We start from the raw sequence: 25,010 nt of genomic DNA on the forward strand, positions 1-25,010 counted from the left end.
CAGGCCTCTCAGCCATGGCCGAAGGCCGGCCCCTTCACCCGGCCGGACATGACCCCGAAACCATCGATGATAGCCTCCTGATTTTCCATACGACCGATTTCAAGCTGAACTTCGGCCAGCGCCCGCACCAGAAGTGTGCCGCGCTCGTCGTCTGTCGCTTCGGCGATTTCGCGCTCCAGTTCCTTTTTTTGCCAGAGCAGGGATTTCGTCCTCTTATGCAGGGAAAGAGCCTGCACGTATCCCTCGCGCGCATCCTCCATCGCCGCCTGCTCCGTCGCCGTCCACAGGCGGGCATTGCGAACCTGCTGATCCATCGCCTTCAGAAGCACCTCGAAACCCTGTTGCGACAGGCGCTCGATCAACCCGGCCCGCGAAATATCCGCCGCACTTTCCGCCGCATATGTCAGCACCTTCGACCACAGGCGCTGCAGATCGCGGTTCTCGTAATCGATGGCGGCGATCTCGTCATATTCCTCGAGCAGCAATTCGGGATGATTGACGATGGTGATGGCGAGAACGCTTTCCCGGAGCGAAGGCTTGGTCTGGTAACCCCTGACGAGACCCGATTGCGCCAGCCGGTCTGAAATGCTGCTGGCCGGTGCGGCCATCGCCCCGCCCCGCCCCGGCGCATTGCGCTGGAAACCGCGTCCCGCCGGCTGAGCGCCATTGCGACGGAAATTGCCGCCCTGTGCTCCGCCCTGCTGAAAACGCGGCTGGAAAAAGCCGTTCAGCCTCTCGCGCATATCCTGTTGGTAAAAGCGGCGCACCGTCTCGTCGCCGATCACGGCCACGATCTGCCGCAGCCGGCTTTCGAGCTGGGCGCGCTTTTCCGGCGTATCGAAAGTGACGCCGGAGGTCTCACGGCTCCAGATCATCGCGGCAAGCGGCTTGGCTTCCGAAAGCACCCGGTCGAAGGGCGCACGCCCCTCCAGCCGCACGAGATCGTCCGGGTCCTTGCCATCGGGCAGAAGCGCGAAGCTGACGGAACGATCCGGCTTGATATGCGGTAAGGCGAGATCGGCCGCACGGTTTGCGGCGCGAATGCCAGCGCCATCGCCATCGAAGCAGAGGACCGGCTGCGGTGACATTTTCCAGAGAAGGTCGAGCTGGCTTTCGGTCAGCGCCGTGCCGAGCGGCGCGACGGCATTTTCCACACCCGCCTGATAGAGCGCGATAACATCCATGTAACCTTCGACGGCAATGACCGAACCGCCTGCCGCCTGCGAGGCGCGCCGTGCGCGGGCGAAATTATAGAGAACATTGCCCTTGTGAAAGAGCTCGGTCTCGTTGGAATTGAGATATTTCGCCACCGCATCCGCCGCCATGGCGCGGCCGCCGAAAGCAATCACCTTTTCCCGTGACGACAGGATCGGGAACATGATCCGGTCGCGGAACCGGTCATAGGAGACGGGCACATTCTCATGCACCACCAGCCCGCAGGCTTCCATCTGCTCCTTCGTCACACCCTTGCTCGCCAGATGCTCCTTCAGCGCATTGCGGCTATCGGGCGCATAACCCAGCCGGAACGTCTCGATGGTGCGCCCGGTCAGCCCACGATCACGCAAGTAAGCCCGCGCCCGAGCGCCAAGCGCCGTTTGCAGCTGATCCTGAAAGAACAGCGTCGCCATTTCCATGACGTCCTGCAGCGAGGTCCGCTCGCGTTCCCGCTTTTCCGCCTGCGGATCGGGCTGCGGCATGGAAATGCCGGCCATGTCGGCGATCTGCTGCACGGCCTCCGGAAAATTTAAGCCCTCAAGCTCGGTCAGAAAGCGGAAGTGATCGCCGGAAACGCCGCAACCGAAGCAATGGTAGCGCCCCTTGCGATCCTCGCAATGGAAGCTCGGGCTTTTCTCGCCATGGAACGGGCAGCAGGCCCAATAATCCCCGCGCGACGTATTGGTCTTCTTCTTATCCCAGGACACACGTCGGCCGATCACATCGGAGATGCTCACGCGGTCGCGTATCTCATCGAGGAAAGAATTGGAAAAGCGCATGGGTTACCTGTTCGAGGCCAGTCTTTCATATAAGCGCATAAGAGCCGCAATACAAAATGGAGAGATAAACAATACCCACTATTCACAGGCGGCATTGACATGGTGTATATACAGAAGAACATACGGGTGTATATACATATTCGACGCATGAGTGCCTATGAACTGACATCAGTTGTAGGCAGCGCATGGAATCGATTTCGAGGACGCAGTCGAGGCACTGTTCGAGCCTCATATCGAATTACCTTCTGACCAAAATGGAGAGGTTCGCATACGCGCTATTTGCCCATTCACGGGGCGCCTCATAGCTGTCGTTTATACGATGCGGGGCGAGACATGTCGGATCATATCGGCGCGCGCGGCGAGAAAAAATGAGCAACAACTCTATAATGCGAACTACCCTGGAAGAAATTCGCGCTAAGCGCGCGCGCGGCGAGAAGAGCGCGACCGACTGGGCGCGCGTCGACGCCCTGACCGACGAGGATATCGACCGCGCCACGCGCGATGATCCCGATTGGGCCGGCTTTGAAGATATCGATTGGTCGAAGGCCGAAGTGGTTTTCCCTACTCCCAAACAGTCAATTTCCATTCGCGTCGATCAGGATGTCGTGGATTTCTTCAAGGCCACAGGAAAGGGTTATCAAACGCGCATGAATGCCGTCCTGCGCCACTATGTGCACGAGCAAAAAAAGCGGCAAGGCTAAGGGCGGCAAAGCCCTTTCGCCTGCTTTGGGCAAATTTGTGGCACTGCATCATCACTAAAAATTATGTTTTTGTAATTTGAGCAGTCTCTCCGCGCGATGTAAAAACATAGCCACAGTCAAAGAAACGAAATCGCAGAAATCTGCCGACGCCCGCAGGCACGTCCCCCGAAAAACGCCTGCGTTTGAGAGCATTCTGATCCGCCGGAATGCGTTTTTGTCGACAGAAAAAAGGCAGGGCAGCCGACATCTGCCCTGCCTTTACTTTTTAGAGTGTTTTTCGCTTATCTTCGAATCGCGAAAATACTCTTACTCTTTGTTTTGGCCCATTTCCGGACGGAAAACCGGGTTCCACTTTTCCTGGAAGTGCTTGGATCCCTGAACTTACTTCAGCAAATCCTTGACGACGCCGGAAGCCTTCGCGAAGTCGATCTGGCCGGGATAACGCTCCTTCAGCGCGTTCATGCACTTGCCCATGTCGCGCAGGCCGGCGGCGCCGGTCTCGGCGATGACGGCTTGGCAGAGTTCGCGCACCTTCTCGGCCGGGATTTCCTCCGGCATGAATTCCTTGATGATGACGATTTCCTCGCGCTCCTGAGCGGCAAGCTCGGGACGGCCGGCGCCTTCATAGATATTTGCGGATTCTTCCCGCTGCTTCACCATCTTGGTCAGAATCTGCATGATATCTTCGTCGCTGACGGGGTCCTTGCCCACGCCGCGATTGGCGATATCGCGATCCTTGATGGCAGTCTGGATGAGACGCACGGTCGAGGTGCGGCGTGCATCACGACCCTTCAATGCGTCCTTCAAAGCGGTTGCGAACGTGTCGCGCATCATTTTTCTTCTCCTTGGGAAAGCGCTTTCCGCAGCGTCTTGATACGGAAACTTTCCACCTCATTTTGCGAAACGACATAAACGAGCAGACACGCTCAAGCAAATCAAATGCATAAGACCTTGAAAATACGGTGGTTTAATTCCGCGTAAATCTTGGCCCTGCGGTTGACCGCTTGGGCTGCTTTCGTTATTTTCCGGCACCTGCACGAGATTTTAACGAAGGGTCGGAACGCGAGCTTTATCGCGCGCCCCTTTATGTCACGAAGCCTGCGACAAAAATGGCCCCTTACCCCCTGCCTTTCAAGAGGCGGGGTGCGAAGCGGCAGAAACGGAACGAGATGACCGAGACAGCGCCCTGGACTACCCGCAAACCGACCGCAATGCTTGTTCTTGCCGATGGCACGGTGATTGAAGGAACGGGCATCGGCGCAACCGGCAAGGTTCAGGCCGAGGTCTGCTTCAATACGGCGCTGACGGGTTACGAGGAAATCCTCACCGACCCTTCCTATCTTGGCCAGATCGTTACCTTCACCTTCCCGCATATCGGCAATGTGGGGGCCAATGACGAAGACATTGAAGACCTCACACCCGCCGCCCGCCGCGGCGCCGTCGGCGTCATCTTCAAGGCCGATATCACCGACCCTTCGAATTTCCGCGCCGTCAAGCATCTGGATGCCTGGCTGAAGGCCCGCGGCGTTATCGGCCTCTGCGGCATCGACACCCGCGCGCTGACGGCCTGGATCCGCGAAAACGGTGCGCCGAACGCGGTCATCGCCCATGATCCGAACGGCGTTTTCGACATCGAGGCGCTGAAGGCGGAAGCCAAGGCATGGAGCGGTCTCGTCGGCCTCGATCTCGCGATCGAAGCGACATCCGGCCAGTCCTCCACCTGGACGGAAACGCCATGGGTATGGAACAAGGGTTACGGCACGCTCGGCGAAGCCGATGCGAAGTACCACGTCGTCTGTGTCGATTTCGGCGTCAAGCGCAACATCCTGCGCCTCTTTGCCGGTTTGGACTGCAAGGTTACGGTCGTTCCGGCGCAGACGTCTGCGGAAGACATCATGGCGCTGAAGCCGGATGGCGTGTTCCTCTCCAACGGTCCGGGAGACCCGGCTGCGACGGGCGAATATGCCGTTCCCGTCATCCAGAACCTCATCAAGACCGACCTGCCGATCTTCGGCATTTGCCTCGGTCACCAGATGCTCGGTCTTGCCGTGGGCGCAAAGACCGAGAAGATGCATCAGGGCCATCACGGCGCGAACCACCCGGTGAAGGACTTCACGACCGGCAAGGTTGAAATCGTTTCGATGAACCACGGCTTTGCGGTCGATACCAAGTCGCTGCCCGAGGGCGTCGAGGAAACCCATATCTCGCTGTTCGATGGCACCAATTGCGGCCTGCGCATCACCGGCAAGCCGGTCTTCTCCGTCCAGCACCATCCGGAAGCATCGCCGGGCCCGCAGGACAGCCACTATCTCTTCCGCCGCTTCGTCAACCTGCTGCGTGAAAAGAAGGGTGAGGCAGCGCTCGCCGAGCGCTGATACTTTTCCAACCCGGAAGTTACATACGGCCCGCTTCTCAGCGGGCCGTTTTCATTTCACGCTTCACAAGCAACACGAAGCGGATGGTGAGAAGAACGGCAGCCGTCGAAAGACCGATCACGAAGCCGAACCAGACGCCGCGTCCGCCGAAACCGAGCGGAAAGGCCATGGTCCAGGCAAGCGCCAGGCCGATCGGCCAATAGGAAATCAGTGCCAGCATCGCCGGTATGCGTGCATCCTTCAACCCGCGCAGCAGGCCCGCCGTGACCGCCTGAATACCATCCACCAGCTGGAAGATGCCGGCAATCACCACCAGACTGCTGGCATAGGCAAGCACTTCCGCCGCCTCGGGCAATTTCGCATCCAGGAACCATTTCGCCAGGAATTCCGGCACGGCCGCAAACAGGATGCCGCCGCAAATGGCGATGCCGCAGGCAATGGCATAAATCATGATCGAGGCGCGGATGAGGTTCTTGAAATCCCCCTGCCCCCGCGCCACGCCCACGCGAACCGTCGCCGCCTGGGAAAGACCGAGCGGAATCATGAAGGCGATGGAGGCAAGCTGCAGGGCAATACCATGCGCCGCAAGCTGCACGGTGCCGATCTGCCCCATCAAAATGGAGGCTGCAGCAAACAGCGTCACTTCGGCAAGAATGGTGATGCTGATCGGCAGTCCAAGACGCAGCACTTCGAAAAGCGCATGCCAATCCGGTCGCCAGAAGCGCACGAAGAGCTCGTATTTCTTCGTTTCGTCACGCGTCTGCACATAAGCGACGATGAAGATGAAGCTGAAAGCGTTGACGATGACGGCAACGACGGCCGCGCCATTCATGCCCATGGCCGGCAGGCCGAAATGGCCGAACACGAGCGCGTAAGCCAATATACCATTCATGACGAGCATGATGATGGTTACATAAAGAATGACGCCAGCTCGGCCGATAGCGCTGACAAGCCCGCGCAGCACATAAAACAGCAATGCCGGTAGCAGGCCGAATTTGGCGATGGCAAGATAATGACCTGTCAATGCGGCCACGTCAGGGTTTTGCCCAAGCGCGAGCAAAATGCGCTCGGCATTCATGAAGATCGGGAGAGCCAGCAGCCAATAGGCGATCGCCACCCACATGCCCATGCGCAGCGATCGGCGCGCGGACGTTGCATCGCCCTGCCCGTAAGCCTGCGCTACCATCGGCACGACGGCGACGGAAAAGCCGGAGCCGAAAATGAAGACGACGAAAAAGAACTGCCCGGCCAACACCATGGCCGCCAGCTTCTCGGCTCCAAGCTGGCCGACGATGACCATATCCGTTGTATGGATGCCAAGCTGTGCGAGCTGCGCACCGATGAGCGGAATTCCGAGCGCAAGCGTAGCCTTAAAATGCGAAAACCACGACCCCGATCCGGAAGGAACGGTTCCTGCAACAACCGACGAAGACATTGTAATTCACCTGAACTTTGGCCGTTGCCCGCGAATTGCGCAACGGCAGCACAGGGATGAATAAAATAATCGCTGCCTGCATGCAACCGGCAGCAGTGCATGGTTAAAAATTACGCAGATCGGCAGCCAGGCGAAATCCGACCGTATTGCGCCCTGACGAAAGACAAATTTAGTCCAATTTTACCATTCGCCTCTATTTATTAGAACATCGGATAGTTCTTTAAAATCATAAGCTGCATGACGCAGAATATTCCCGCCTTTGAGGCATGTTTCCCCCATCAATGTTGAAGATGACCTCGACGGTACATCCGGCTTCAAGGATCTGTAGCTTGCCGAAGAAAACAAATCTCATGACGCGCATTCTTGTTGCCGCGTCATCTCTCGTCGTCGCAGCCTTTGCAGGCTTTTCCTATTACATCGACAGCCTACAGCATCGGGTTACGACCGAAGCAGTCGCGGAAAACATCGATTCCTCCGGCAAGCAGGCTGCGCAAAGCATCGCCAACTGGCTGAATGGCCGCATCATGCTGACGGAAACGGTGGCAGCGACCTTGGCCAAGCTCCCGGAGGACGACGCGAAGCTGCGGTTTCTGGAAAACGACGTGCTGACGGCACAGTTCATGTCGACCTATTTCGGCAATGCCGAGACAGGCACCTTCACAACCTTCCCGAAGACACCGCTGCCGGAAGGCTACGATCCGCGAAAGCGTCCGTGGTATCTGGATGCCGTGAAAGCCGGCAAGACGGTTCTGACCGAACCCTACAACGACGCCTCCACCGGCGGCCTCATCATCACCGCCGCCATTCCCGTTTCCATCGACGGCAAGCTTGCTGGTGTGACAGGCAGTGACTTCTCGCTGGATTCGCTGGTGAAGATGATCAAGTCGGTGGATGCCGGCACGGATGGATACGCCTTCCTCGTTAGCAAGGACGGCAAGATTCTCATCCATCCCGACCCAAAATTCGTCGACAAGCCGCTGGCCGATCTCTTCAAGGTCGACACGCCGGCGATTTCCTCCGCGATTTCAAAGACCGAGATCGACGGCAAGGGCAAGATCACCAGCTTCATTCCCGTAGCCGGCCTGCCTTCGGTCGACTGGTATCTCGGTTTCGTCGTCGATTCCGACGTCGCCTACAGCGCAATCGGCCAGTTCCGGCTGGCGGCAACCATCGCCACGATCCTCGCAGCCACGATCATGATCGGACTTCTCGCAACCGTCCTTTCCCGCTTCATCGTCCGCCCCGTCACGCAGATGACGTCGGCCATGGAAGGGCTTGCCGCCGGCAATCTCGATGTCGCCATTCCCGGTCAGGAACGCACCGACCAGATCGGCTCGATGGCCGCAGCCGTTGCCGTGTTCCGCTCGAACGCCATGGAACGCCTGCGCCTCGAAGACGACGCCGAGCAGAACCGCACGCTTTCCGAACAGGAGCGCAGCGACCGCGAGAGACTGGCGGCAAAAGACGCGGCGGACATCCAGTTCGCGGTCGACTCGCTTGCCAAAGGTCTGGCGCATCTTTCCGACGGTGATCTCAACTATCGCATCGATACGCCTTTCGTCTCCCGCATCGATCGCCTGCGCAACGACTTCAACAATTCCGTTGCCAAGCTGAACGCAGCGCTCAGCACCGTCGGCCAGAACGCCCGCGCCATCGACGCCGGCGCCGGCGAAATCCGCCAGTCCGCCGACGATCTCGCACGGCGCACCGAACAGCAGGCGGCGTCCGTGGAAGAGACTGCGGCGGCGCTTGAGGAAATCACCACCACCGTCAAGGATTCCGCCCGCCGTGCCGAAGAAGTCGGCCGTCTGGTCGACCGCGCCCGCAGCAATGCCGAACAGTCCGGCGTCATTGTCGAAGATGCCGTGCGCGCGATGGAAGGCATCGAAAAATCATCGTCCGAGATCAGCAACATCATCGGCGTGATCGACGAAATTGCCTTCCAGACGAACCTGCTCGCGCTCAACGCCGGTGTAGAGGCCGCCCGTGCCGGTGAGGCCGGCAAGGGTTTTGCCGTCGTCGCCCAGGAAGTGCGCGAGCTTGCCCAGCGCTCGGCCAATGCGGCAAAGGAGATCAAGACGCTGATCAACGCCTCGACATCGCAGGTGCAGTCCGGCGTCGATCTCGTCGGCAATGCCGGCAAGGCGCTGGAAACCATCGTCCGCGAAGTGCAGGAGATCAATCGCCACATCGACGCTATCGTGACCTCATCGCGCGAACAGTCGACCGGCCTTCAGGAAATCAACACAGCCATCAACACCATCGATCAGGGTACGCAGCAGAACGCCGCCATGGTCGAGGAGCAGACGGCTGCGAGCCACGGCCTTGCCTCGGAAGCGGCGGCGCTGAACGAGTTGCTCGCGCAGTTCCAGCTTGCTACGGCAAGCCAGCGCCAAGCGGAATATGGGCGGGCTGCGTGATGGCAAAAAAGAAAATGGCCGGAGCGATCCGGCCATTTTCTTGTCCGCCCCGGCAATAGCCGGTTTCCGCCACCGGCGCGATCCGCTAGAGCTTGATCGATCATGATCATGCGGAGGGATTCATGCTAGAACTGATTTGGCGCGGCATTGCCATGGGCATTGGCGGCACCGTGTTTATGGATATATGGGCAATCGTGCTGCACCGGTTCTTCGGCCAGTCCGCGCCGAACTGGGCGCCGGTCGGCCGCTGGTTCTGGCATGTGCCGAAGGGCCGGATATTTCACGACAGCATCGCCACGGCTGAACCCTATGAGCACGAACTGGCGCTCGGTTGGATTTCGCATTACGCCGTCGGCATTCTTTATGGCATCGTTCTTGCTCTGGTGGTCCCGGCCGCGTGGTTTGCCAATCCTTCCTTCATTGCGCCGTGGGTCGTCGGCATCATAACGGTCGGCGCGGGCTGGTTCCTGTTGCAGCCGGGACTCGGTATTGGCTGGGCGGCATCGAAGACCCCCAACCCGAACAAGGTCCGCTTCCTCAACCTTGTGGCCCATACGGTTTTCGCCCTCGGCATGTATGCCGTGGCGCTTTTGATGCGCTAAATGAAAAGGAGGCTGAAAAGCCCCCTCTCCTGTTGATTCTCAGATATTCGCCGAGAACGTATCGCAGTCCTCGACACGGCCGCTCTGGAAACCGCGCTTGAACCACTCCATGCGCTGCGCGGAGGTACCGTGGTTGAAGCTGTCAGGCACGACATAACCCTGTGTCTGCTTTTGCAGCGTATCGTCACCGATCTGGTGAGCCGCGTTCAACGCTTCCTCAAGATCGCCGGCCTCGAGAATGCCCTTCTGCTCGGTGAACTTGCCCCAGATGCCGGCATAACAATCCGCCTGAAGCTCGACACGCACCGACATCTTGTTGGCATCCACCTGGCTCATCGACTGGCGGCGGCGATTGAACTCCGGCAGGACGCCGGTCAGGTTCTGGATGTGGTGGCCCACCTCATGTGCAATCACATAAGCCTGCGCGAAATCGCCGGCGGCTCCGAAACGCTGATCCAGTTCCTTAAAGAAGTTAGTATCGAGATAGACCTTGCGGTCACCAGGGCAATAAAACGGGCCGCTGGCAGCGGAAGCATTGCCGCAGGCGGAAGACACCTGGCCGGAGAACAGCACCAGTGTCGGTTTTTGATAGGTTTCACCGGCAGACTGGAAGATACCGCTCCAGGTATCCTCGGTCTCCGCCAGCACGGTGCGTACGAAGGCGGTCGTCTCGTCGGACGACTGGCCCTGCGGACGCGTGCCGGACTGCTGTTGCGTCGTGCCGCCGCCATCCATCGACAAATCGCCGCCGGTCAGCAGCGTCAGCGGGTTGATCCCAAGCACCCAGCTGATGAGCAGAATGACGAGAAGACCGCCAATCCCTATACCGCCGCCGCGACGCCCGATTGGCACGCGCATCCCGCCACGGGAAAAAGGATCGCCCGATCCCGCCGACATACCGCGCCGGTCCTCGATATTGTCCGACTGGCGGCGCCCTCTCCATTCCATGCTCTTCTCCCGGCGGTTCCGCCTCAACAAGCTGCCTTATAACGGCACTATAATACATCTTGTTCCGGAAGAAAGCAGAGGCGGCAAACGGAGTCTCTCACGCAGTCCTGCGTCTTTGTTTCAGCACGATCACAAACAGGAAGGTAAACAGGACAGCGCCAGCCAAAAGCGCCACAAATCCGGCTCTGCCATCACCAAAAGCAACCTCGTGCATGATGCGTCCCGGAACGAAGGTGAAGCCTCCGGCAATCACGATGCCGCCGAGATAAACGCTCTGCATGATCCGCATGTGACGGGCGATATCGCCGCGGCGCGCAAAATGGACCGATTGCAGACATCCATAAAGGGTGAAGGCGGAGAGCAGGTGGATGGGGCTGAAACCATAAAACATCTTCAGCTCATGGATGAAGAAGGTTGAAATGGAAGTCGTCACCATCAGCATCACCCAGATCTTGCCGAGCAGCCGGTGAACGGCGTCGCCCTTGGGACGCAGGAAAATGAAGGCGCCGAGAATGGCCGCAGGAACGACAGTGGCGACATGGAATTGCACGGCAAGCGGTGCGTCTAACAATGGCTGAAGTGACATGGGCGCTGTTTCGGCTCGGTTGAAATCACCGGCAATTTCGGCAAAACATGCGCTCAGGAAAAACGGATTGACGCCAACCGCAGGAAAACTTCGTGGATCACCCGTATCTGCAGTCCACGCTTCGTGAAATGCACGCCATCCTGCAATCGTCCAGGCTATGGCTGACATTTCTCGCGGTGCTGGCGATCTTCATCGTGACCGGGCCTTTCGGCACGAGCGAAACCATGAGCTTCGCCGAGCGACTACTTTACTGGACAATCGTACAGGCCGGCGCCTGGATACTTGCCATATCCTTTTCCATCGTCGCCAACCGCGTCTTCGCCGATAATATCAGGAATATGCTGGCGCGCATGATGATCGGCTCGCTGACGGCCGCCCTGCCGATAGGGCTCCTGCTTACCATCACCAACCGGATCTTTTCGGGCACGGAAATGGGTTTCGGCCCATTTCTACAAAGCAGCCTGTCATCCCTGCCTCTTTGCGCCATCTTCTGCCTGCTGAGCTATCTCACCGCCAGCCAGCCGCTTGCAACAGCGCCAATCGCCATAATGGGCACAGGCAAAAACACCGGATGCGAGGTGAAAAGCACCGCGCCGCTGCTGGAGCGCCTGCCGCCGCAAAAGCGCGGCGAATTGCTGCGACTGTCAGTGCAGGACCACTATACTGAAATCGTCACCACGCGCGGGCGTCATCTCGTTCTGCTGCGTCTCTCCGACGCGCTGAAGGAAATAGGCCATACGGAAGGCTTGCAGGTGCACCGGTCGCACTGGATTGCCGATGCCGACGTTACCTTGCTGCGCAAACGAGCCGGTCGCCTGCACGTGATCACGAAAGACGGTACGGAAATCCCCGTCAGCCGCTCCTATAGTGCAGCGGTCCAGGCCCGTTTCACCGCACATGCCCCTGCCCGTTAAGAGTTTCTGTCGATTCCGGAATTTATGGGGTTCCGTTCTCAAAAACATTTGCCTATAAGCCGCTTCTAGCCTGAAAACATTTGAATTGCGCTCCCCGGCCGGTGATCTTCCACCCTGGCCGGTGTTTTGCGCAACCAAAAAGCGGAACGAGAGAGCCATGCCGAAGCGCCAAGATATCAAGTCCATCCTCATCATTGGCGCAGGCCCGATCGTCATCGGTCAGGCATGTGAATTCGACTATTCCGGCACGCAGGCCTGCAAGGCGCTTAAGGAAGAAGGTTACCGGGTCATTCTGGTCAACTCCAACCCGGCCACGATCATGACCGATCCGGGCCTTGCCGACGCAACCTATGTCGAGCCGATCACCCCTGAAGTCGTCGCCAAGATCATCGCCAAGGAGCGTCCGGACGCGCTTCTGCCGACGATGGGCGGCCAGACGGCGCTCAACACCGCGCTTTCTCTCAAGCGCATGGGCGTTCTCGATCGCTACAACGTCGAAATGATCGGCGCGAAGCCCGAAGCCATCGACATGGCGGAAGATCGCGCGCTCTTCCGCGAGGCCATGGCCCGCATCGGCCTCGAAACGCCGAAGTCCATGCTGGCAAACGCCACTGAAATCAAGGACGCCGACCGCAAGAAGCATGAAGCGGCCCGCACCGAACTGAAGGGCAAGCTTTCCGGCCCGGAACTCGACAAGGCGCTGGACGATCTGGAAAACCAGTGGAACCTCGGCGAAACCGACCGCAAGCAGCGTTATATGGCCCATGCTATGGCGATTGCCGCCCAGGCCATCGACCATGTCGGCCTGCCTGCCATCATCCGCCCGTCCTTCACGCTCGGCGGCACCGGCGGCGGCATTGCTTATAACCGCTCGGAATTCTTCGATATCGTCTCGGGCGGTCTCGACGCCTCGCCGACGACGGAAGTTCTGGTCGAAGAATCGGTGCTCGGCTGGAAGGAATATGAGATGGAAGTGGTCCGCGACAAGGCGGACAATTGCATCATCATCTGCTCCATCGAAAACATCGATCCGATGGGTGTCCACACGGGTGACTCGATCACCGTTGCACCGGCGCTGACCTTGACCGACAAGGAATACCAGATCATGCGCAACGCCTCGATTGCGGTGCTGCGCGAGATCGGCGTCGAAACCGGCGGCTCGAACGTGCAGTTCGCCGTCAATCCGAAGGATGGCCGCCTCGTCGTCATCGAAATGAACCCGCGCGTTTCGCGCTCTTCCGCTCTCGCATCGAAGGCAACCGGCTTCCCGATTGCCAAGATCGCCGCCAAACTCGCCATCGGCTATACGCTGGACGAACTCGAAAACGACATTACCGGCGGCGCGACCCCGGCATCGTTCGAACCGTCGATCGATTACGTCGTCACCAAGATCCCGCGTTTCGCCTTCGAAAAGTTCCCGGGCGCATCGCCGATCCTCACCACGGCCATGAAGTCCGTCGGTGAAGTCATGGCCATCGGCCGCACCTTTGCGGAATCGCTGCAGAAAGCGCTGCGTGGCCTCGAAACCGGCCTCACCGGTCTCGATGAAATCGAAATCCCCGGTTACGAAGAGGGCGAAGGCTCCAAGAACGCGATCCGCGCCGCTATCGGCACACCGACGCCAGACCGCCTGCGCATGGTCGCCCAGGCGCTGCGCATGGGCATGACCGAAGAGGAAGTCCACGAAAACTCCAAGATCGACCCGTGGTTTATCGCCCAGTTCAAGGCCATCGTGGATACGGAAGCCCGCATCCGCGAGCACGGCCTGCCGCAGGATGCCGAAAACCTGCGCATGTTGAAAGCCATGGGCTTCTCCGATGCCCGCCTCGCCAGCCTGACCTCCAAGCGCCCGAAGGAAGTGGCCGAGCTGCGCAACAGCCTGAACGTCCGCCCGGTCTTCAAGCGTATCGACACCTGTGCGGCCGAATTCGCGTCGCCGACCGCTTACATGTATTCGACCTATGAAATTCCCTTCGTCGGCGCAGCCCGCTCGGAAGCGCAGGTCTCCGACCGTAAGAAGGTCGTCATCCTCGGCGGTGGGCCGAACCGTATCGGCCAGGGCATCGAGTTCGACTACTGCTGCTGCCATGCCGCCTTCGCGCTGAAGGATGCCGGCTTTGAAGCGATCATGATCAACTGCAACCCGGAAACCGTTTCCACCGACTACGACACCTCCGACCGTCTCTATTTCGAGCCGCTGACGGCCGAAGACGTGATCGAGATCATGCGCGCGGAACAGGAGAAGGGCGAACTCGTCGGCGTTATCGTGCAGTTCGGCGGCCAGACGCCGCTGAAGCTCGCCGAAGCGCTGGAGAAGAACGGTATCCCGATCCTCGGCACCGCGCCTGACATGATCGACCTTGCCGAAGACCGCGACCGCTTCCAGAAGCTCTTGATGAAGCTCGATCTTGCCCAGCCGAACAACGGCATCGCCTATTCGGTCGAGCAGGCCCGCCTCGTCGCTTCGGAAATCGGCTTCCCGCTGGTGGTTCGCCCGTCCTACGTTCTGGGTGGCCGCGCCATGCAGATCATCCATTCGGAAGGCCAGCTCCAGACCTATCTGCTCGACACAGTTCCGGGCCTCGTACCAGAGGACATCAAGCAGCGTTACCCCAACGACAAAACCGGCCAGATCAACACCCTGCTCGGCAAGAACCCGCTGCTGTTCGACAGCTACCTGACCAACGCCGTGGAAGTGGACGTCGATGCGCTGTGCGACGGCGAAAGCGTCTTCGTCTCGGGCATCATGGAGCACATCGAAGAAGCCGGCATCCATTCGGGCGACTCGGCCTGCTCGCTGCCGGTCCGTTCGCTGTCGAAGGAAATCGTCGACGAGCTGGAGCGTCAGACGACGGCGCTCGCCAAGGCTCTCAATGTCGGCGGCCTGATGAACGTGCAATACGCCATCAAGGACGGCACGATCTACGTTCTCGAAGTCAATCCGCGCGCCTCGCGCACCGTGCCTTTCGTGGCCAAGACCATCGGCGCGCCGATCGCCAAGATCGCCGCCCGCGTCATGGCCGGCGAGAAGCTCGATCCGGCGATTGCCGCCTATGGCCAGAAGCCCGATCCGCGCAACCTCAAGCACATCGCCGTCAAGGAAGCTGTCTTCCCCTTCGCGCGCTTCCCCGGCGTCGACATTCTGCTCGGACCGGAAATGCGCTCGACCGGTGAAGTCATCGGCCTCGACACGGATTTCGCGCTCGCCTTCGCCAAGAGCCAGCTCGGCGCCGGCGTCGACCTGCCCCGATCCGGCGCGGTCTTCGTCTCGGTGCGTGACGAGGACAAGGAAGGCGTTCTGCCGGCCATCCGCATTCTCGTGGAAAGCGGCTTCAAGGTGCTGGCCACCGGCGGCACCCAGCGTTTCCTCGCCGAAAAGGGCATCAACGCCGAAAAGATCAACAAGGTGCAGGAAGGTCGTCCGCATATCGAAGACGCCATCCGCAACCGTCAGGTCCAGCTCGTCATCAACACCACCGACAGCAACAAGGCGATTTCGGACTCGAAGTCCTTGCGCCGCGCGACGCTGATGCAGAAGGTGCCTTACTACACGACGATGGCGGGTGCGGAAGCAGCAGCGCTTGCCATCCAGGCGCTGAAGGCCGGCAATCTGGAAGTGAAGCCGCTGCAGAGCTACTTCCAGTAAGCTGCGGGAACCGCAGGTTCCAACGCTGAATGAAAACAAAGCGCCGCAGGTCACCATGCCCGCGGCGTTTTGCATTGCGTAATCCTGCTGCAATTCATTGCCGGTATCAAAACATCAGTTCGAACGAGGCCCATGAGGTCCCTATTGCGCAATGACGGATCGCCCGCAGCCATTCGCCGCGCCGTTGCCAAAGCTGAGGTCAAACGCTCCATGAAGATGCCGAAGCGCCCCGCCACAGGGACCCAGCGATGGGAACACCTGGCCCTGATGGGCCAAAACACCGCCTTGAGGACCTGATCATGGCTGGACGTCCACCGGGACCGGAGCGGGTGGCTTTTCCGTTGCGGATCGAACCCGCAATATTGAACATTATCCGGCACACCGCGAGCGGCGAACTGCGCAGCGTCAATGCCCAGATCGAGGTTCTTCTGAAAGAGGCCCTGTCCCGCCGCGCCACGGCGGATGAAGCAGACAAGCCGCCCTTTTAGACCGCAGGGTGACAACGACGCTACAAGACACAAAGATGCGAGGCGGTCCTGCGGAAAGATCGCCGGCCCGCAGCCCCGCCTACGCCGCCAGCGCCTCGCGAACGCAATTCCGCCCTTCGGTCTTTGCCCGGTAAAGCGCACGATCTGCCTTTTCTGCGAGCGTCTGGAGATCGCAGCGCATGTCGCCGGTGGCGGCAACGCCGATGCTGATGGTCACCCCGACACGCAGACCGCCGCAATCGACCTCATTTATCGCAACCGCGTTACGAATGCGTTCGCCGATCATGCAGGCCTTGTCCACACCGGCGCCCGGCAGGAAGATGATGAATTCCTCGCCGCCATAACGCGCCAGCACGTCTCCGCCACGGATGCTGCCGCCGATGCGCCTTGCCACTTCCTGTAGCACACTGTCGCCGACGGCATGGCCGAAGCGGTCGTTGATCGACTTGAAGTGATCAATATCAAGCAGCATGGCCGCATCGTTGGGATCGGGGACGGCAGGCATCGTCTGAAAGAAGAAACGCCGGTTCTTGACGCCCGTCAGCGGATCGGTATTCGCCAGAACCAGCAATTTCCGCTCGGATCGCTCCGCCACCAGCATCATCACGAAGAGCGAGATGGCGAAGTTCAGCATGATAATGAAGAAGAACGCATTGACTAGGTTGATGCTGGCATAAGCGGGGAAAAGCACGCTTTTCATCACCGCAAGCGATATCAGGCCGGAGACGCCGGTAATCGCACCAAGCGCCAGCCGCGAAAGAAGCGGCTCTTTCCGCCACCGGGCAAAAAGCACGCCCGCCCCGCCAAGATAGGCCAGAGCCGCGCAGCCATTAAAAAGCGCCGCGCGAAACGCGTTGTTGCCGGCCACCTGCAACGCAACGCCAATCGCCAGCACTGCAATAAGACAGGTGAAAAGGATGGTTTTGCGATTGACGAAACGTCCATCGCTCAATGTCTTCAGACCCAGCCAGATCAGCGCATATCCGGCAATACCGAACAAAACGCTGCCAAGCTCCCAAACGATCGGCGACAATATTTTCCATTCGCCATAGCCGGCAAGCGTCGAACCAACCGTCATCGCCGCAAAACCCGCAGCAAGAGGAATGGGGCCCGGTAGACCGCGGCTACTCATTTTGAGATAGATAAAGCTTAACAGACCAACGATGTAAGAACATTTTTGCATCAGTATTACTGTCGCGAGGTCGAGCTCACCCAACATTATTTGTCCATACGGTGAATAAATTTAAAACAACCAAATACAATATCAATTATAAAATTTCAATAAAAATAACGAAAAACCAATCGTTAAACGATATTACGGGAGTTATGGCTCAAGTTTTCAATAAATCTCCGATATACAAATCGAAATCTATTCGAATATTCTAATAAACTTCATATCCTCAACGAACCGCGTCATTTCCGCCTCTTTCGCCCGCCCACCAGCAAGGCGCAGGAGATAGGAGGGGTGCACGGTGACAAAAAGCGTTCGGCCCTCCTCCATCGGTATAGGACGACCCCTGATCTCCGAGAGCCTTTCTTTGCCGCCGGTCAGCGCATAAAGCGCAGTTGCGCCCATGGCAACGATCAGTTTCGGCCGGACGAGCGCGATTTCCTGATTGAGCCACCAGCGGCATTGCTCCACCTCGCCTGCATTCGGCCGTTGATGGATGCGTCGTTTGCCGCGCGTTTCATATTTGAAGTGTTTGACGGCATTGGTGACGTAGAGCTTTTTGCGCTCAATACCGACATCGGCAAGAGTCCGGTCGAAAAGCTGGCCAGCCGGGCCGACAAAAGGCTTTCCGGCGAGATCTTCACGATCGCCCGGCTGTTCGCCAACGATCATGATTTCCGCATCCTCCAGCCCGGAACCGAAAACCGTTTGCGTGGCGCTGCAATGCAGGGGACAGCGGGTACAGTGGCCAGCCTCCCGCGCCAGCGACGCAAGCGTGCCGTCTGGCGCCAGTTGCGGCATCTCCCGTGCAGCGGCCGCAGCCTGCAGGCGATGATGAAAGGGCTGCGGCTGGCTCGCCGTTCTGGCGGCCATTTCCAGTACCCGCGCCTCCGCACCGAGAATGAGGTCGGGAATGAGATCGGCTTCCGGCAGGTTCTTCCAGTATTTCTTTGGCATCTCCGCCGTCATGGCCTTAATCTTCAAGCGGGCCGGATTGAATATATTGGCATAATAGGTTCGCCAGAGTTCATCCGTCTCGTCCGTCAGATCAGGCTTCGCCGCCGCCTTCCGAGAGGTTTGCAGCTCGCTTCCATCCCATCGGGCGGACCCTTTCGGCGTGGCGATCAGCCAGTCCATATCGGTAAACCGTCGCTGGAAAAACGCTGCCGTTCGCTCGACGATGAAATGATCCGGCTCGAACCAGGCCACGAACCGCCGTCGCCCGCCCTGCCCCTGCGGCAAGCACAACTCCTTGAAACGGACGAAGGCCGTCATCTTGTGACAATCCCGACGCACCGATTTCTCGAGCAAACGGGCCTCTGCAACATCCGGATCGGACTTGAACTGCAACAGGGCGCGATCCCGCTTCAGCCGCCACAACAAACGATAAAGCAGCGCAAACCGGCCGGGATCGCCATGGCAGATGACGGCCTGCGCCAGCGCCAAAAACGAAGCCGGAACGGAAACCTGCCCATTGCCGGCATCGACCGTCGGTAATGGCTCACCGGCGAAATCCAGCAGCCCTGCCCCGTAATCCTGCAACCGCCAGTCAATCGTCTCCGGTCGAATATCGGCGGCAAGGGCCGCACGCGCGGCATCGCGCCACTCGCCGAAATCGCCCCGCCCTTCCAGCACCGGACAGTACATCACAACAGCGACAATTGTTCGGGCTGCGGTGCAAACATCGCCCGCAAGTCCGGCCGCTCGGTCAGCTTGCCCGGCGTCCAGCCCTCTGCGACGATAAAAGCCTTCACCTTTTTCAGGGAAACGCCGAAACGCGCAATATCCTCCAGCCGCAGCCGCCGGAACCGCCGTGACGAGAGAACGGAGGCCACCGTCTTGGTGCCGAAACCGGGCACCCGCAGCAGCATTTCCCGATCCGCCGCATTGACGTCCACCGGGAAACGGTCGCGATGTTTCAGCGCCCAGGCCAGTTTCGGGTCGATATCGAGATCGAGCATGCCGTCACCCCCGGTCGCCGTTATCTCGCCAATGTCGAAGCCGTAAAAGCGGTAAAGCCAATCCGCCTGATAAAGCCGGTGCTCCCGCATCAGCGGCGGTTTGATCAGCGGCAGGTTTTTCGACGAATCCGGAATGGGGCTGAAGGCCGAATAATAGACGCGCCGTAAACCGTAGCTGCCATAAAGCCGGGCACTGGTGGAGAGAATGGTGTTATCGTCAGCGCCATCCGCCCCCACGATCATCTGCGTGCTCTGCCCGGCCGGCGCAAAGCGCTTGGTCTTTTTCGTCCTGACGGTCGGCTCCCCCGCCTCCTCAATCTTCAGGCGGATATCGGCCATGGAGCGGCGAATATTGGCGGGCTGCTTTTCCGGCGCGAAACGACCAATGCCGCTATCGGTCGGCAATTCGATATTGATCGAGAGACGATCCGCGTAAAGCCCCGCCTCCTCGATGAGCCTGGGCGACGCCTCCGGAATCGACTTCAGATGGATATAGCCTCGAAAACCATGCGTAACGCGCAGCTCGCGTGCAACCCGCACCATCTCTTCCATCGTATGATCCGACGACCGGATGATGCCCGACGATAGGAAGAGCCCTTCAATATAGTTGCGCCGATAAAACTCGAGCGTCAGCCACACCACCTCTTCCGGCGTGAAACGCGCCCGCTCCACATTGCTTGACGACCGGTTGATGCAATAGGCACAATCATAGATGCAGAAGTTGGTGAGCAGAATCTTCAAGAGCGAAATGCAGCGTCCATCGGGAGCATAAGCGTGGCAAATGCCCGACCCCTCCGTGGAGCCCAGACCGCCTGATGCTGCAGAGTTTCGCTTGGTCGTGCCGCTCGATGCGCAGGATGCATCGTATTTTGCCGCGTCGGAGAGAATGGCCAGCCGTTGCTTGATCGACTTCTTCATAGGTATGTTCACTATATGTTCTGACGACGAATGTCAATGAAACAGGTTAAGGCATTAATTATGAAAGGAAATATGCGCACCTCAAATTTGCTGGCATTTCGCTGCCGTCTTCTGATATAGTCGGCTCAGTTTTGATTTTGGCATGGTTCCGGAGTTCCTCTCCGGAACCTGTTTCTTTTTGTGTCTGCAAGTATAGCGACCGGAATGCGAAGGATAAAAAAATGGTAGAAAAAGTACCGATGACTCAGGGTGGATTCGTCAAGCTTCAGGAGGAGCTGCGCTGGCGCCAGCAGGAGGAACGCCCCCGTATCATCGAGGCGATTGCGGAAGCGCGCGCCCATGGCGACCTTTCGGAAAACGCCGAGTACCATGCTGCCAAGGAAGCACAGAGCCACAATGAAGGCCGCATCACCGAACTCGAAGACCTGACCGCGCGCGCGGAAGTCATCGATCTCTCCAAGATGTCGGGTTCGAAGATCAAGTTCGGCGCCACCGTCAAGCTGGTCGACGAGGATAGCGATGAGGAAAAGACCTATCAGATCGTCGGCGATCAGGAAGCCGATGTGAAGGCCGGCCGCATCTCCATCTCCTCGCCCATCGCCCGCGCGCTCATCGGCAAGGAAGTCGGCGACAGCATTGAAGTTAACGCTCCGGGCGGCGCCAAGGGCTACGAGATTCTCGCGGTTCAGTGGGGGTGACGCCCCCACATGCAATGCGCCCCATGCGGGCGCATTGCTTTTCTTGAAGTCTTCAATCCCCAAAATTAGCCGCAAAGACGGAAGCCCATCTTGTCCCACGTCAGTCTGAAAGATGTGCAGGTGCTTGCGCCGAACTTCAAACGCAGGCTCTCCGGCGTCACCTCAACCATCGTTCAGCTGATACCGGTGCAGAATCGGCTGGGACAGCAGGTCGCCGTCATCGGCCCCGGCCTGCCGCCGCATCTGCCGCATGTGCGCTTTCGTGATCTGTGGCGGCTCTGGCAGGACGGTCCGCAGGGCGGCCCGCGCATCTGGCATGCCCGGCGAAATCTTGAAATGTTGCCGGGTCTTCTCATGCGTGACGTGCTGCGCATGAAGGTGAAGCTTCTGTTCACCTCGGCAGCGCAGAGACGGCATTCCGCCTATACACGCTTTCTGATTTCGAAGATGGACGCCGTGGTTGCGACCAACGCGCGCTCCGGCTCGTTCCTGGAAGTGCCCCACCGCGTCGTCATGCATGGCGTCGATACCGAGCTGTTCCACCCCGCCACCGGCCCGGAAGACACGATCGCGGCAACCGGCCTGCCGGGGGAATATCTGATCGGCTGTTTCGGGCGGGTGCGCCACCAGAAGGGCACCGATCTCTTCGTGCGCGCCATGATCGAGCTTCTGCCCCATTACCCGCAATGGACCGCCGTCGTTTCTGGCCGCGTGACGGCGGAACACAAGGCCTTTGGCGATGCGCTCAAGGCCGATGTCGCCGCAGCCGGCCTTTCCGACCGAATCGTCTTTCAGGGAGAAGTTGACGACATCAAGCCCTGGTACCGGCGGCTGACGCTTTATGTCGCCCCGTCCCGCAACGAAGGCTTCGGCTTAACACCGCTCGAAGCCATGGCCTCGGAGACGGCCGTTGTCGCCAGCAACGCCGGCGCTTATGAGGAAATGATCGTCAGGGGCGAGACCGGGGCGGTTGTCGATGCGGGTAACTATGTCGCGCTGAGAGATGCGATAAAGATCTATCTCGCCGATCCTGCTCTGGCCAAAGCCCACGCAAGTGCCGGACTTGCGCACGTGCGCAGCACTTTTCCGCTGGAAAAAGAAGCGACAAGTCTCGGCGAAGTCTACGAGGCGTTGCGGCGGGGGTAATGCCCCCTCCGAAGTCGACGAAAAGCCGGCCGATCAGATTTCCACCAGACCGACGCGCTTCACCTGACGGATGGTGAGCATGGTGCGCACCGTATCGACATTTTCGTCCGCCGTCAGAACCTCGATGACGAAATCCTGAAATTCCGTCAGGTTTTTGGCCACGCAATGCAGCAGAAAGTCGCTTTCGCCCGACACCATCCACGCCTGCCGCACCAGCGACCAGCCAGCGGTTGCCGCCGCAAAAGCCTTCAGATTGCTGTCCGACTGGCGTTTGAGACCGATCATGCAGAAGGCGACGAGATCGAAACCGAGCTTCGGCGCGTTCAACATGGCGTGATAGCCCTCGATCACACCCGCCTCTTCCAGCTTGCGGACGCGCCTGAGGCATGGCGGCGCGGATATACCGACCCTTTCGGCCAGCTCCACATTGGTCATGCGCCCGTCGCGCTGCAATTCGCGCAGGATTTTCAGATCGATGGCATCGAGTTCGACGCTGGTCACGGAGGAGTACCTCGTTAAGCTGTAGAACTTCCTTGTACTATTCGGCGCGGGATTCGCAACATTATGCCACCGCCCGGTCACAAAATTGCGCGCGCATCCACAACTGCCTTGTTGGTAACGCAAGGCTGCCCTTGAATAAAGACACTAGACAACCTTAAATACCGGGCAACGAAGGGGTTGCGGCCCGTCCGCCGTCCTGCGGCTGGAAGGCCCTCGAGCGAAGACCCCGTTATTGAGAAGGAATATTTCCATGTCTGCCCGCCATACGAAGGTATTGATCATAGGCTCTGGTCCCGCCGGCTATACGGCAGCGATCTACGCGGCCCGCGCCATGCTGAAACCCGTGCTGATTGCCGGCATGGAACAGGGCGGGCAATTGATGATCACCACGGACGTGGAAAACTATCCGGGTTTCGCCGATCCGATCCAAGGCCCATGGCTGATGGACCAGATGCTGAAGCAGGCGACGCATGTGGGGGCGGAAATCGTCAGCGACCTCGTCACCGAAGTTGACACCACCGTACGGCCTTTCGTGGTCAAGACCGATTCCGGTCAGGTCTGGACGGCCGATACGCTGATCATCGCCACCGGCGCCAAGGCCAAGTGGCTCGGCATCGAAAGCGAACAGCGATTTCAGGGCTTCGGTGTTTCCGCCTGCGCTACCTGCGACGGTTTCTTCTATCGCAACAAGGACGTGATCGTGGTCGGCGGCGGTAATTCCGCCGTGGAAGAAGCGCTCTATCTCGCCCATATCGCCAAATCCGTGACAGTGGTGCACCGCCGCGACAGCTTCCGCTCGGAAAAAATTCTGCAGGAGCGCCTGTTCGCCAAGGAAAACGTCAAGATCCTCTGGAACACGGAAATCGCCGAAATCACCGGCGCACCGGCCAAGCCGCCCATGCCGCCTTCTGTCTCCGGCGTGAAGCTGCGTGATACCAAGACCGGCGCGATCAGCGAATTCCCCATCGACGGTGTCTTCGTCGCCATCGGCCATGCGCCGGCAGTCGAGCTGTTCAAGGGCAAGGTGAAGCTGAAAGACAACGGCTACATGTGGACCGCCCCCGATTCCACCGCTACCGACGTGGAAGGCATTTTTGCAGCCGGTGACGTCACTGACGACATTTACCGCCAGGCGATCACCGCCGCCGGCATGGGCTGCATGGCGGCGCTGGAAGCGGAACGTTATCTCACCGCGCAACAACCGCTCGCGGTCGCAGCGGAATAACCGAAAGGCAGGATAGGCATGGCAATGCCATTGGACTGGGATAAACTGCGCATTTTCCATGCCGCAGCCGAAGCTGGGTCTTTCACCCATGCTGCCGACAAGCTGCATTTGTCCCAGTCGGCCATCAGCCGTCAGGTCAGCGCGCTGGAGCAGGATGTCGGCGTCAAGCTGTTCCATCGCCACGCTCGCGGCCTCATCCTCACCGAACAGGGCGAGCTGCTGTATCGCACCGCTCATGACGTGCTGCTGAAGCTCGAAACGGTGAAGATGCAACTCACCGAAACGACGGAAAAGCCGAGCGGCAAGCTGCGCGTGACGACAACCGTCGGTCTCGGCCAGGGCTGGCTAACGGACAAGGTACAGGAGTTCCTGCAGCTCTACCCGGAAATGTCGATCCAGCTCATCCTCGACAATGAGGAGCTGGATGTGAACATGCGCCACGCCGATTGTGCCATCCGCCTGCGCCAGCCGCAGCAGTCGGACCTCATTCAGCGCAAGCTGTTCACGGTGCATATGCACGTCTATGCCGCACCGTCTTATATCAACCGTCACGGAGAGCCACAGTCGATCGAGGATCTCGACAATCACCGCATCATTTCCTTCGGTGAACCGGCGCCAAACTACCTGCTCGACGTCAACTGGCTAGAGAATGCCGGGCGCTCCTCTGACAACACGCGCATTCCACATCTGCAGATCAACAGCCAGACCTCGATCAAGCGGGCCTGTCTGCTGGGGATAGGTATCGCCTGTTTGCCGGATTATATCGTCGGTCGCGATCCTGGCCTCATCCAGCTGTCGCTCGCGGCAGATATTCCGTCATTCGATACCTATTTCTGCTATCCCGACGAGATGAAAAACGCTGCAAAGCTGAAGGCTTTCCGCGACTTCATCGTCGCCAAGGCGCGGAACTGGAACTTCTGACGTTAAAATAATCGACGTCAAAGAATAATCTTTCAAATTCAAAGCCTTACAAAGGCAGAAGCAAGAGGGGCGTACAGGCGCCCCTTTTCAGCTTTGCACATAAAATATACCGGAAATATCGAGGGCTGCGCGGCGCGCATGTCTGACCTGCACAAAAAAGAGTTGTTTCGTGCACAAAAAAGCACCATATCGCTCTCAGCTGATGCACACGGTGGCTTTTCCTCCCAGTTCCACCGCATCAGCTGTTCCCCTCTGGAGGTTTTTGACCTTCACACTTAAAGGGCCCTGGATCCATCCGGCGGCCCTCTTTTTTTACCCGCAAGAATTTTCTCCGAATTGGCGAAATATCGCACGATGCAA

General features: G+C 59.0%; 21 protein-coding genes. 12 read left to right on the top strand and 9 right to left on the bottom strand.

The genetic code is table 11. The annotated features are described in order from the left end of the window. Window positions 1-8: 8 nt before the first annotated feature. Window positions 9-1,994: a DNA primase gene (gene dnaG, locus PL599_RS05075; protein WP_271358928.1), complete on the bottom strand. Its 1,986-nt coding sequence runs from the start codon at window positions 1,992-1,994 to the stop codon at window positions 9-11. A gap of 232 nt (window positions 1,995-2,226) precedes the next feature. On the opposite strand from dnaG, the gene PL599_RS05080 reads away from it, so the two are divergent. Together PL599_RS05080 and PL599_RS05085 are read left to right on the top strand one after the other, a co-directional pair. Further along, window positions 2,227-2,412 (top strand): BrnT family toxin, encoded by a 186-nt coding sequence (locus tag PL599_RS05080; RefSeq protein ID WP_244614211.1) that lies wholly within the window; start codon window positions 2,227-2,229, stop codon window positions 2,410-2,412. After that, entirely contained in the window at window positions 2,363-2,695 is a 333-nt protein-coding gene (locus PL599_RS05085; protein WP_142911709.1) for a BrnA antitoxin family protein, read from the top strand. The genes PL599_RS05080 and PL599_RS05085 overlap by 50 nt, the downstream gene beginning before the upstream one ends. Window positions 2,696-3,076: 381 nt before the next feature. Here the strand turns inward: PL599_RS05085 and PL599_RS05090 are convergent, their stop codons facing one another. Next, the gene (locus PL599_RS05090) at window positions 3,077-3,529 is read right to left on the bottom strand and encodes a GatB/YqeY domain-containing protein (protein ID WP_077983088.1); all 453 of its coding nucleotides are present in this window, start codon (window positions 3,527-3,529) and stop codon (window positions 3,077-3,079) included. Between the two features lie 335 nt (window positions 3,530-3,864). Here PL599_RS05090 and carA point away from each other — a divergent pair, with 335 nt between their 5' ends. Continuing rightward, the gene (gene carA / locus PL599_RS05095; RefSeq protein ID WP_077983104.1) at window positions 3,865-5,070 is read left to right on the top strand and encodes a glutamine-hydrolyzing carbamoyl-phosphate synthase small subunit; all 1,206 of its coding nucleotides are present in this window, start codon (window positions 3,865-3,867) and stop codon (window positions 5,068-5,070) included. A 37-nt stretch (window positions 5,071-5,107) separates the two neighbouring features. Here carA and PL599_RS05100 read toward each other — a convergent pair whose 3' ends face one another. Further along, window positions 5,108-6,505 (bottom strand): MATE family efflux transporter, encoded by a 1,398-nt coding sequence (locus PL599_RS05100; protein ID WP_173989814.1) that lies wholly within the window; start codon window positions 6,503-6,505, stop codon window positions 5,108-5,110. Window positions 6,506-6,834: 329 nt separating this feature from the next. Between PL599_RS05100 and mcpU the strand changes: the two genes are divergently transcribed. Then, on the top strand, window positions 6,835-8,925 hold the full coding sequence (gene mcpU / locus PL599_RS05105; protein WP_269823749.1) for a methyl-accepting chemotaxis protein McpU: 2,091 nt from the start codon (window positions 6,835-6,837) through the stop codon (window positions 8,923-8,925). A 122-nt stretch (window positions 8,926-9,047) separates the two neighbouring features. After that, window positions 9,048-9,527 (top strand): DUF2938 domain-containing protein, encoded by a 480-nt coding sequence (locus tag PL599_RS05110; protein ID WP_269823750.1) that lies wholly within the window; start codon window positions 9,048-9,050, stop codon window positions 9,525-9,527. 39 nt (window positions 9,528-9,566) lie between these two features. On the opposite strand, the gene ypfJ is transcribed toward PL599_RS05110, so the two are convergent. Both ypfJ and PL599_RS05120 read right to left on the bottom strand, forming a co-directional pair. Then, the gene (ypfJ, locus tag PL599_RS05115) at window positions 9,567-10,475 is read right to left on the bottom strand and encodes a KPN_02809 family neutral zinc metallopeptidase (RefSeq protein ID WP_269823751.1); all 909 of its coding nucleotides are present in this window, start codon (window positions 10,473-10,475) and stop codon (window positions 9,567-9,569) included. 97 nt (window positions 10,476-10,572) lie between these two features. Continuing rightward, a complete protein-coding gene (locus PL599_RS05120) occupies window positions 10,573-11,061 on the bottom strand; it encodes a DUF2306 domain-containing protein (protein WP_269823752.1) in 489 nt (162 codons plus the stop codon). A gap of 92 nt (window positions 11,062-11,153) precedes the next feature. On the opposite strand from PL599_RS05120, the gene PL599_RS05125 reads away from it, so the two are divergent. From PL599_RS05125 to PL599_RS05135, 3 genes are all read left to right on the top strand, one after another. After that, window positions 11,154-11,975 (top strand): LytTR family DNA-binding domain-containing protein, encoded by an 822-nt coding sequence (locus tag PL599_RS05125; RefSeq protein WP_269823753.1) that lies wholly within the window; start codon window positions 11,154-11,156, stop codon window positions 11,973-11,975. A 157-nt stretch (window positions 11,976-12,132) separates the two neighbouring features. Next, entirely contained in the window at window positions 12,133-15,621 is a 3,489-nt protein-coding gene (gene carB, locus PL599_RS05130; protein WP_269823754.1) for a carbamoyl-phosphate synthase large subunit, read from the top strand. A 299-nt stretch (window positions 15,622-15,920) separates the two neighbouring features. Next, window positions 15,921-16,109, top strand: a complete 189-nt coding sequence (locus PL599_RS05135) for a hypothetical protein (RefSeq protein ID WP_269823755.1) — start codon at window positions 15,921-15,923, stop codon at window positions 16,107-16,109. A 79-nt stretch (window positions 16,110-16,188) separates the two neighbouring features. On the opposite strand, the gene PL599_RS05140 is transcribed toward PL599_RS05135, so the two are convergent. The 3 genes from PL599_RS05140 to PL599_RS05150 all read right to left on the bottom strand — a co-directional run bounded on the left by PL599_RS05140 (window position 16,189) and on the right by PL599_RS05150 (window position 20,159). Continuing rightward, window positions 16,189-17,328, bottom strand: coding sequence for a GGDEF domain-containing protein (locus tag PL599_RS05140; RefSeq protein ID WP_142911715.1), 1,140 nt, complete (start codon window positions 17,326-17,328; stop codon window positions 16,189-16,191). A 150-nt stretch (window positions 17,329-17,478) separates the two neighbouring features. Beyond that, complete coding sequence (locus tag PL599_RS05145; protein WP_269823777.1) at window positions 17,479-18,927, bottom strand: UdgX family uracil-DNA binding protein; 1,449 nt, start codon at window positions 18,925-18,927, stop codon at window positions 17,479-17,481. Then, complete coding sequence (locus PL599_RS05150) at window positions 18,927-20,159, bottom strand: putative DNA modification/repair radical SAM protein (protein WP_077983080.1); 1,233 nt, start codon at window positions 20,157-20,159, stop codon at window positions 18,927-18,929. The genes PL599_RS05145 and PL599_RS05150 overlap by 1 nt, the downstream gene beginning before the upstream one ends. A gap of 221 nt (window positions 20,160-20,380) precedes the next feature. Between PL599_RS05150 and greA the strand changes: the two genes are divergently transcribed. Next, window positions 20,381-20,857 (top strand): transcription elongation factor GreA, encoded by a 477-nt coding sequence (gene greA, locus PL599_RS05155; RefSeq protein ID WP_003522847.1) that lies wholly within the window; start codon window positions 20,381-20,383, stop codon window positions 20,855-20,857. Between the two features lie 90 nt (window positions 20,858-20,947). Then, window positions 20,948-22,003, top strand: coding sequence for a glycosyltransferase family 4 protein (locus PL599_RS05160; RefSeq protein ID WP_269823756.1), 1,056 nt, complete (start codon window positions 20,948-20,950; stop codon window positions 22,001-22,003). Window positions 22,004-22,036: 33 nt separating this feature from the next. Here PL599_RS05160 and PL599_RS05165 read toward each other — a convergent pair whose 3' ends face one another. Further along, window positions 22,037-22,504, bottom strand: a complete 468-nt coding sequence (locus PL599_RS05165; RefSeq protein WP_004430414.1) for an Lrp/AsnC family transcriptional regulator — start codon at window positions 22,502-22,504, stop codon at window positions 22,037-22,039. 250 nt (window positions 22,505-22,754) lie between these two features. On the opposite strand from PL599_RS05165, the gene trxB reads away from it, so the two are divergent. Then, on the top strand, window positions 22,755-23,729 hold the full coding sequence (trxB, locus tag PL599_RS05170; RefSeq protein ID WP_271358929.1) for a thioredoxin-disulfide reductase: 975 nt from the start codon (window positions 22,755-22,757) through the stop codon (window positions 23,727-23,729). Window positions 23,730-23,753: 24 nt separating this feature from the next. Then, complete coding sequence (locus PL599_RS05175; RefSeq protein ID WP_046798419.1) at window positions 23,754-24,650, top strand: LysR family transcriptional regulator VtlR; 897 nt, start codon at window positions 23,754-23,756, stop codon at window positions 24,648-24,650. The last annotated feature ends 360 nt before the right edge of the window (window positions 24,651-25,010 follow it).

The organism is Agrobacterium sp. ST15.16.055 (assembly GCF_027956555.1).
In the GTDB taxonomy this organism is placed as follows: Bacteria; Pseudomonadota; Alphaproteobacteria; order Rhizobiales; family Rhizobiaceae; genus Agrobacterium; species Agrobacterium salinitolerans.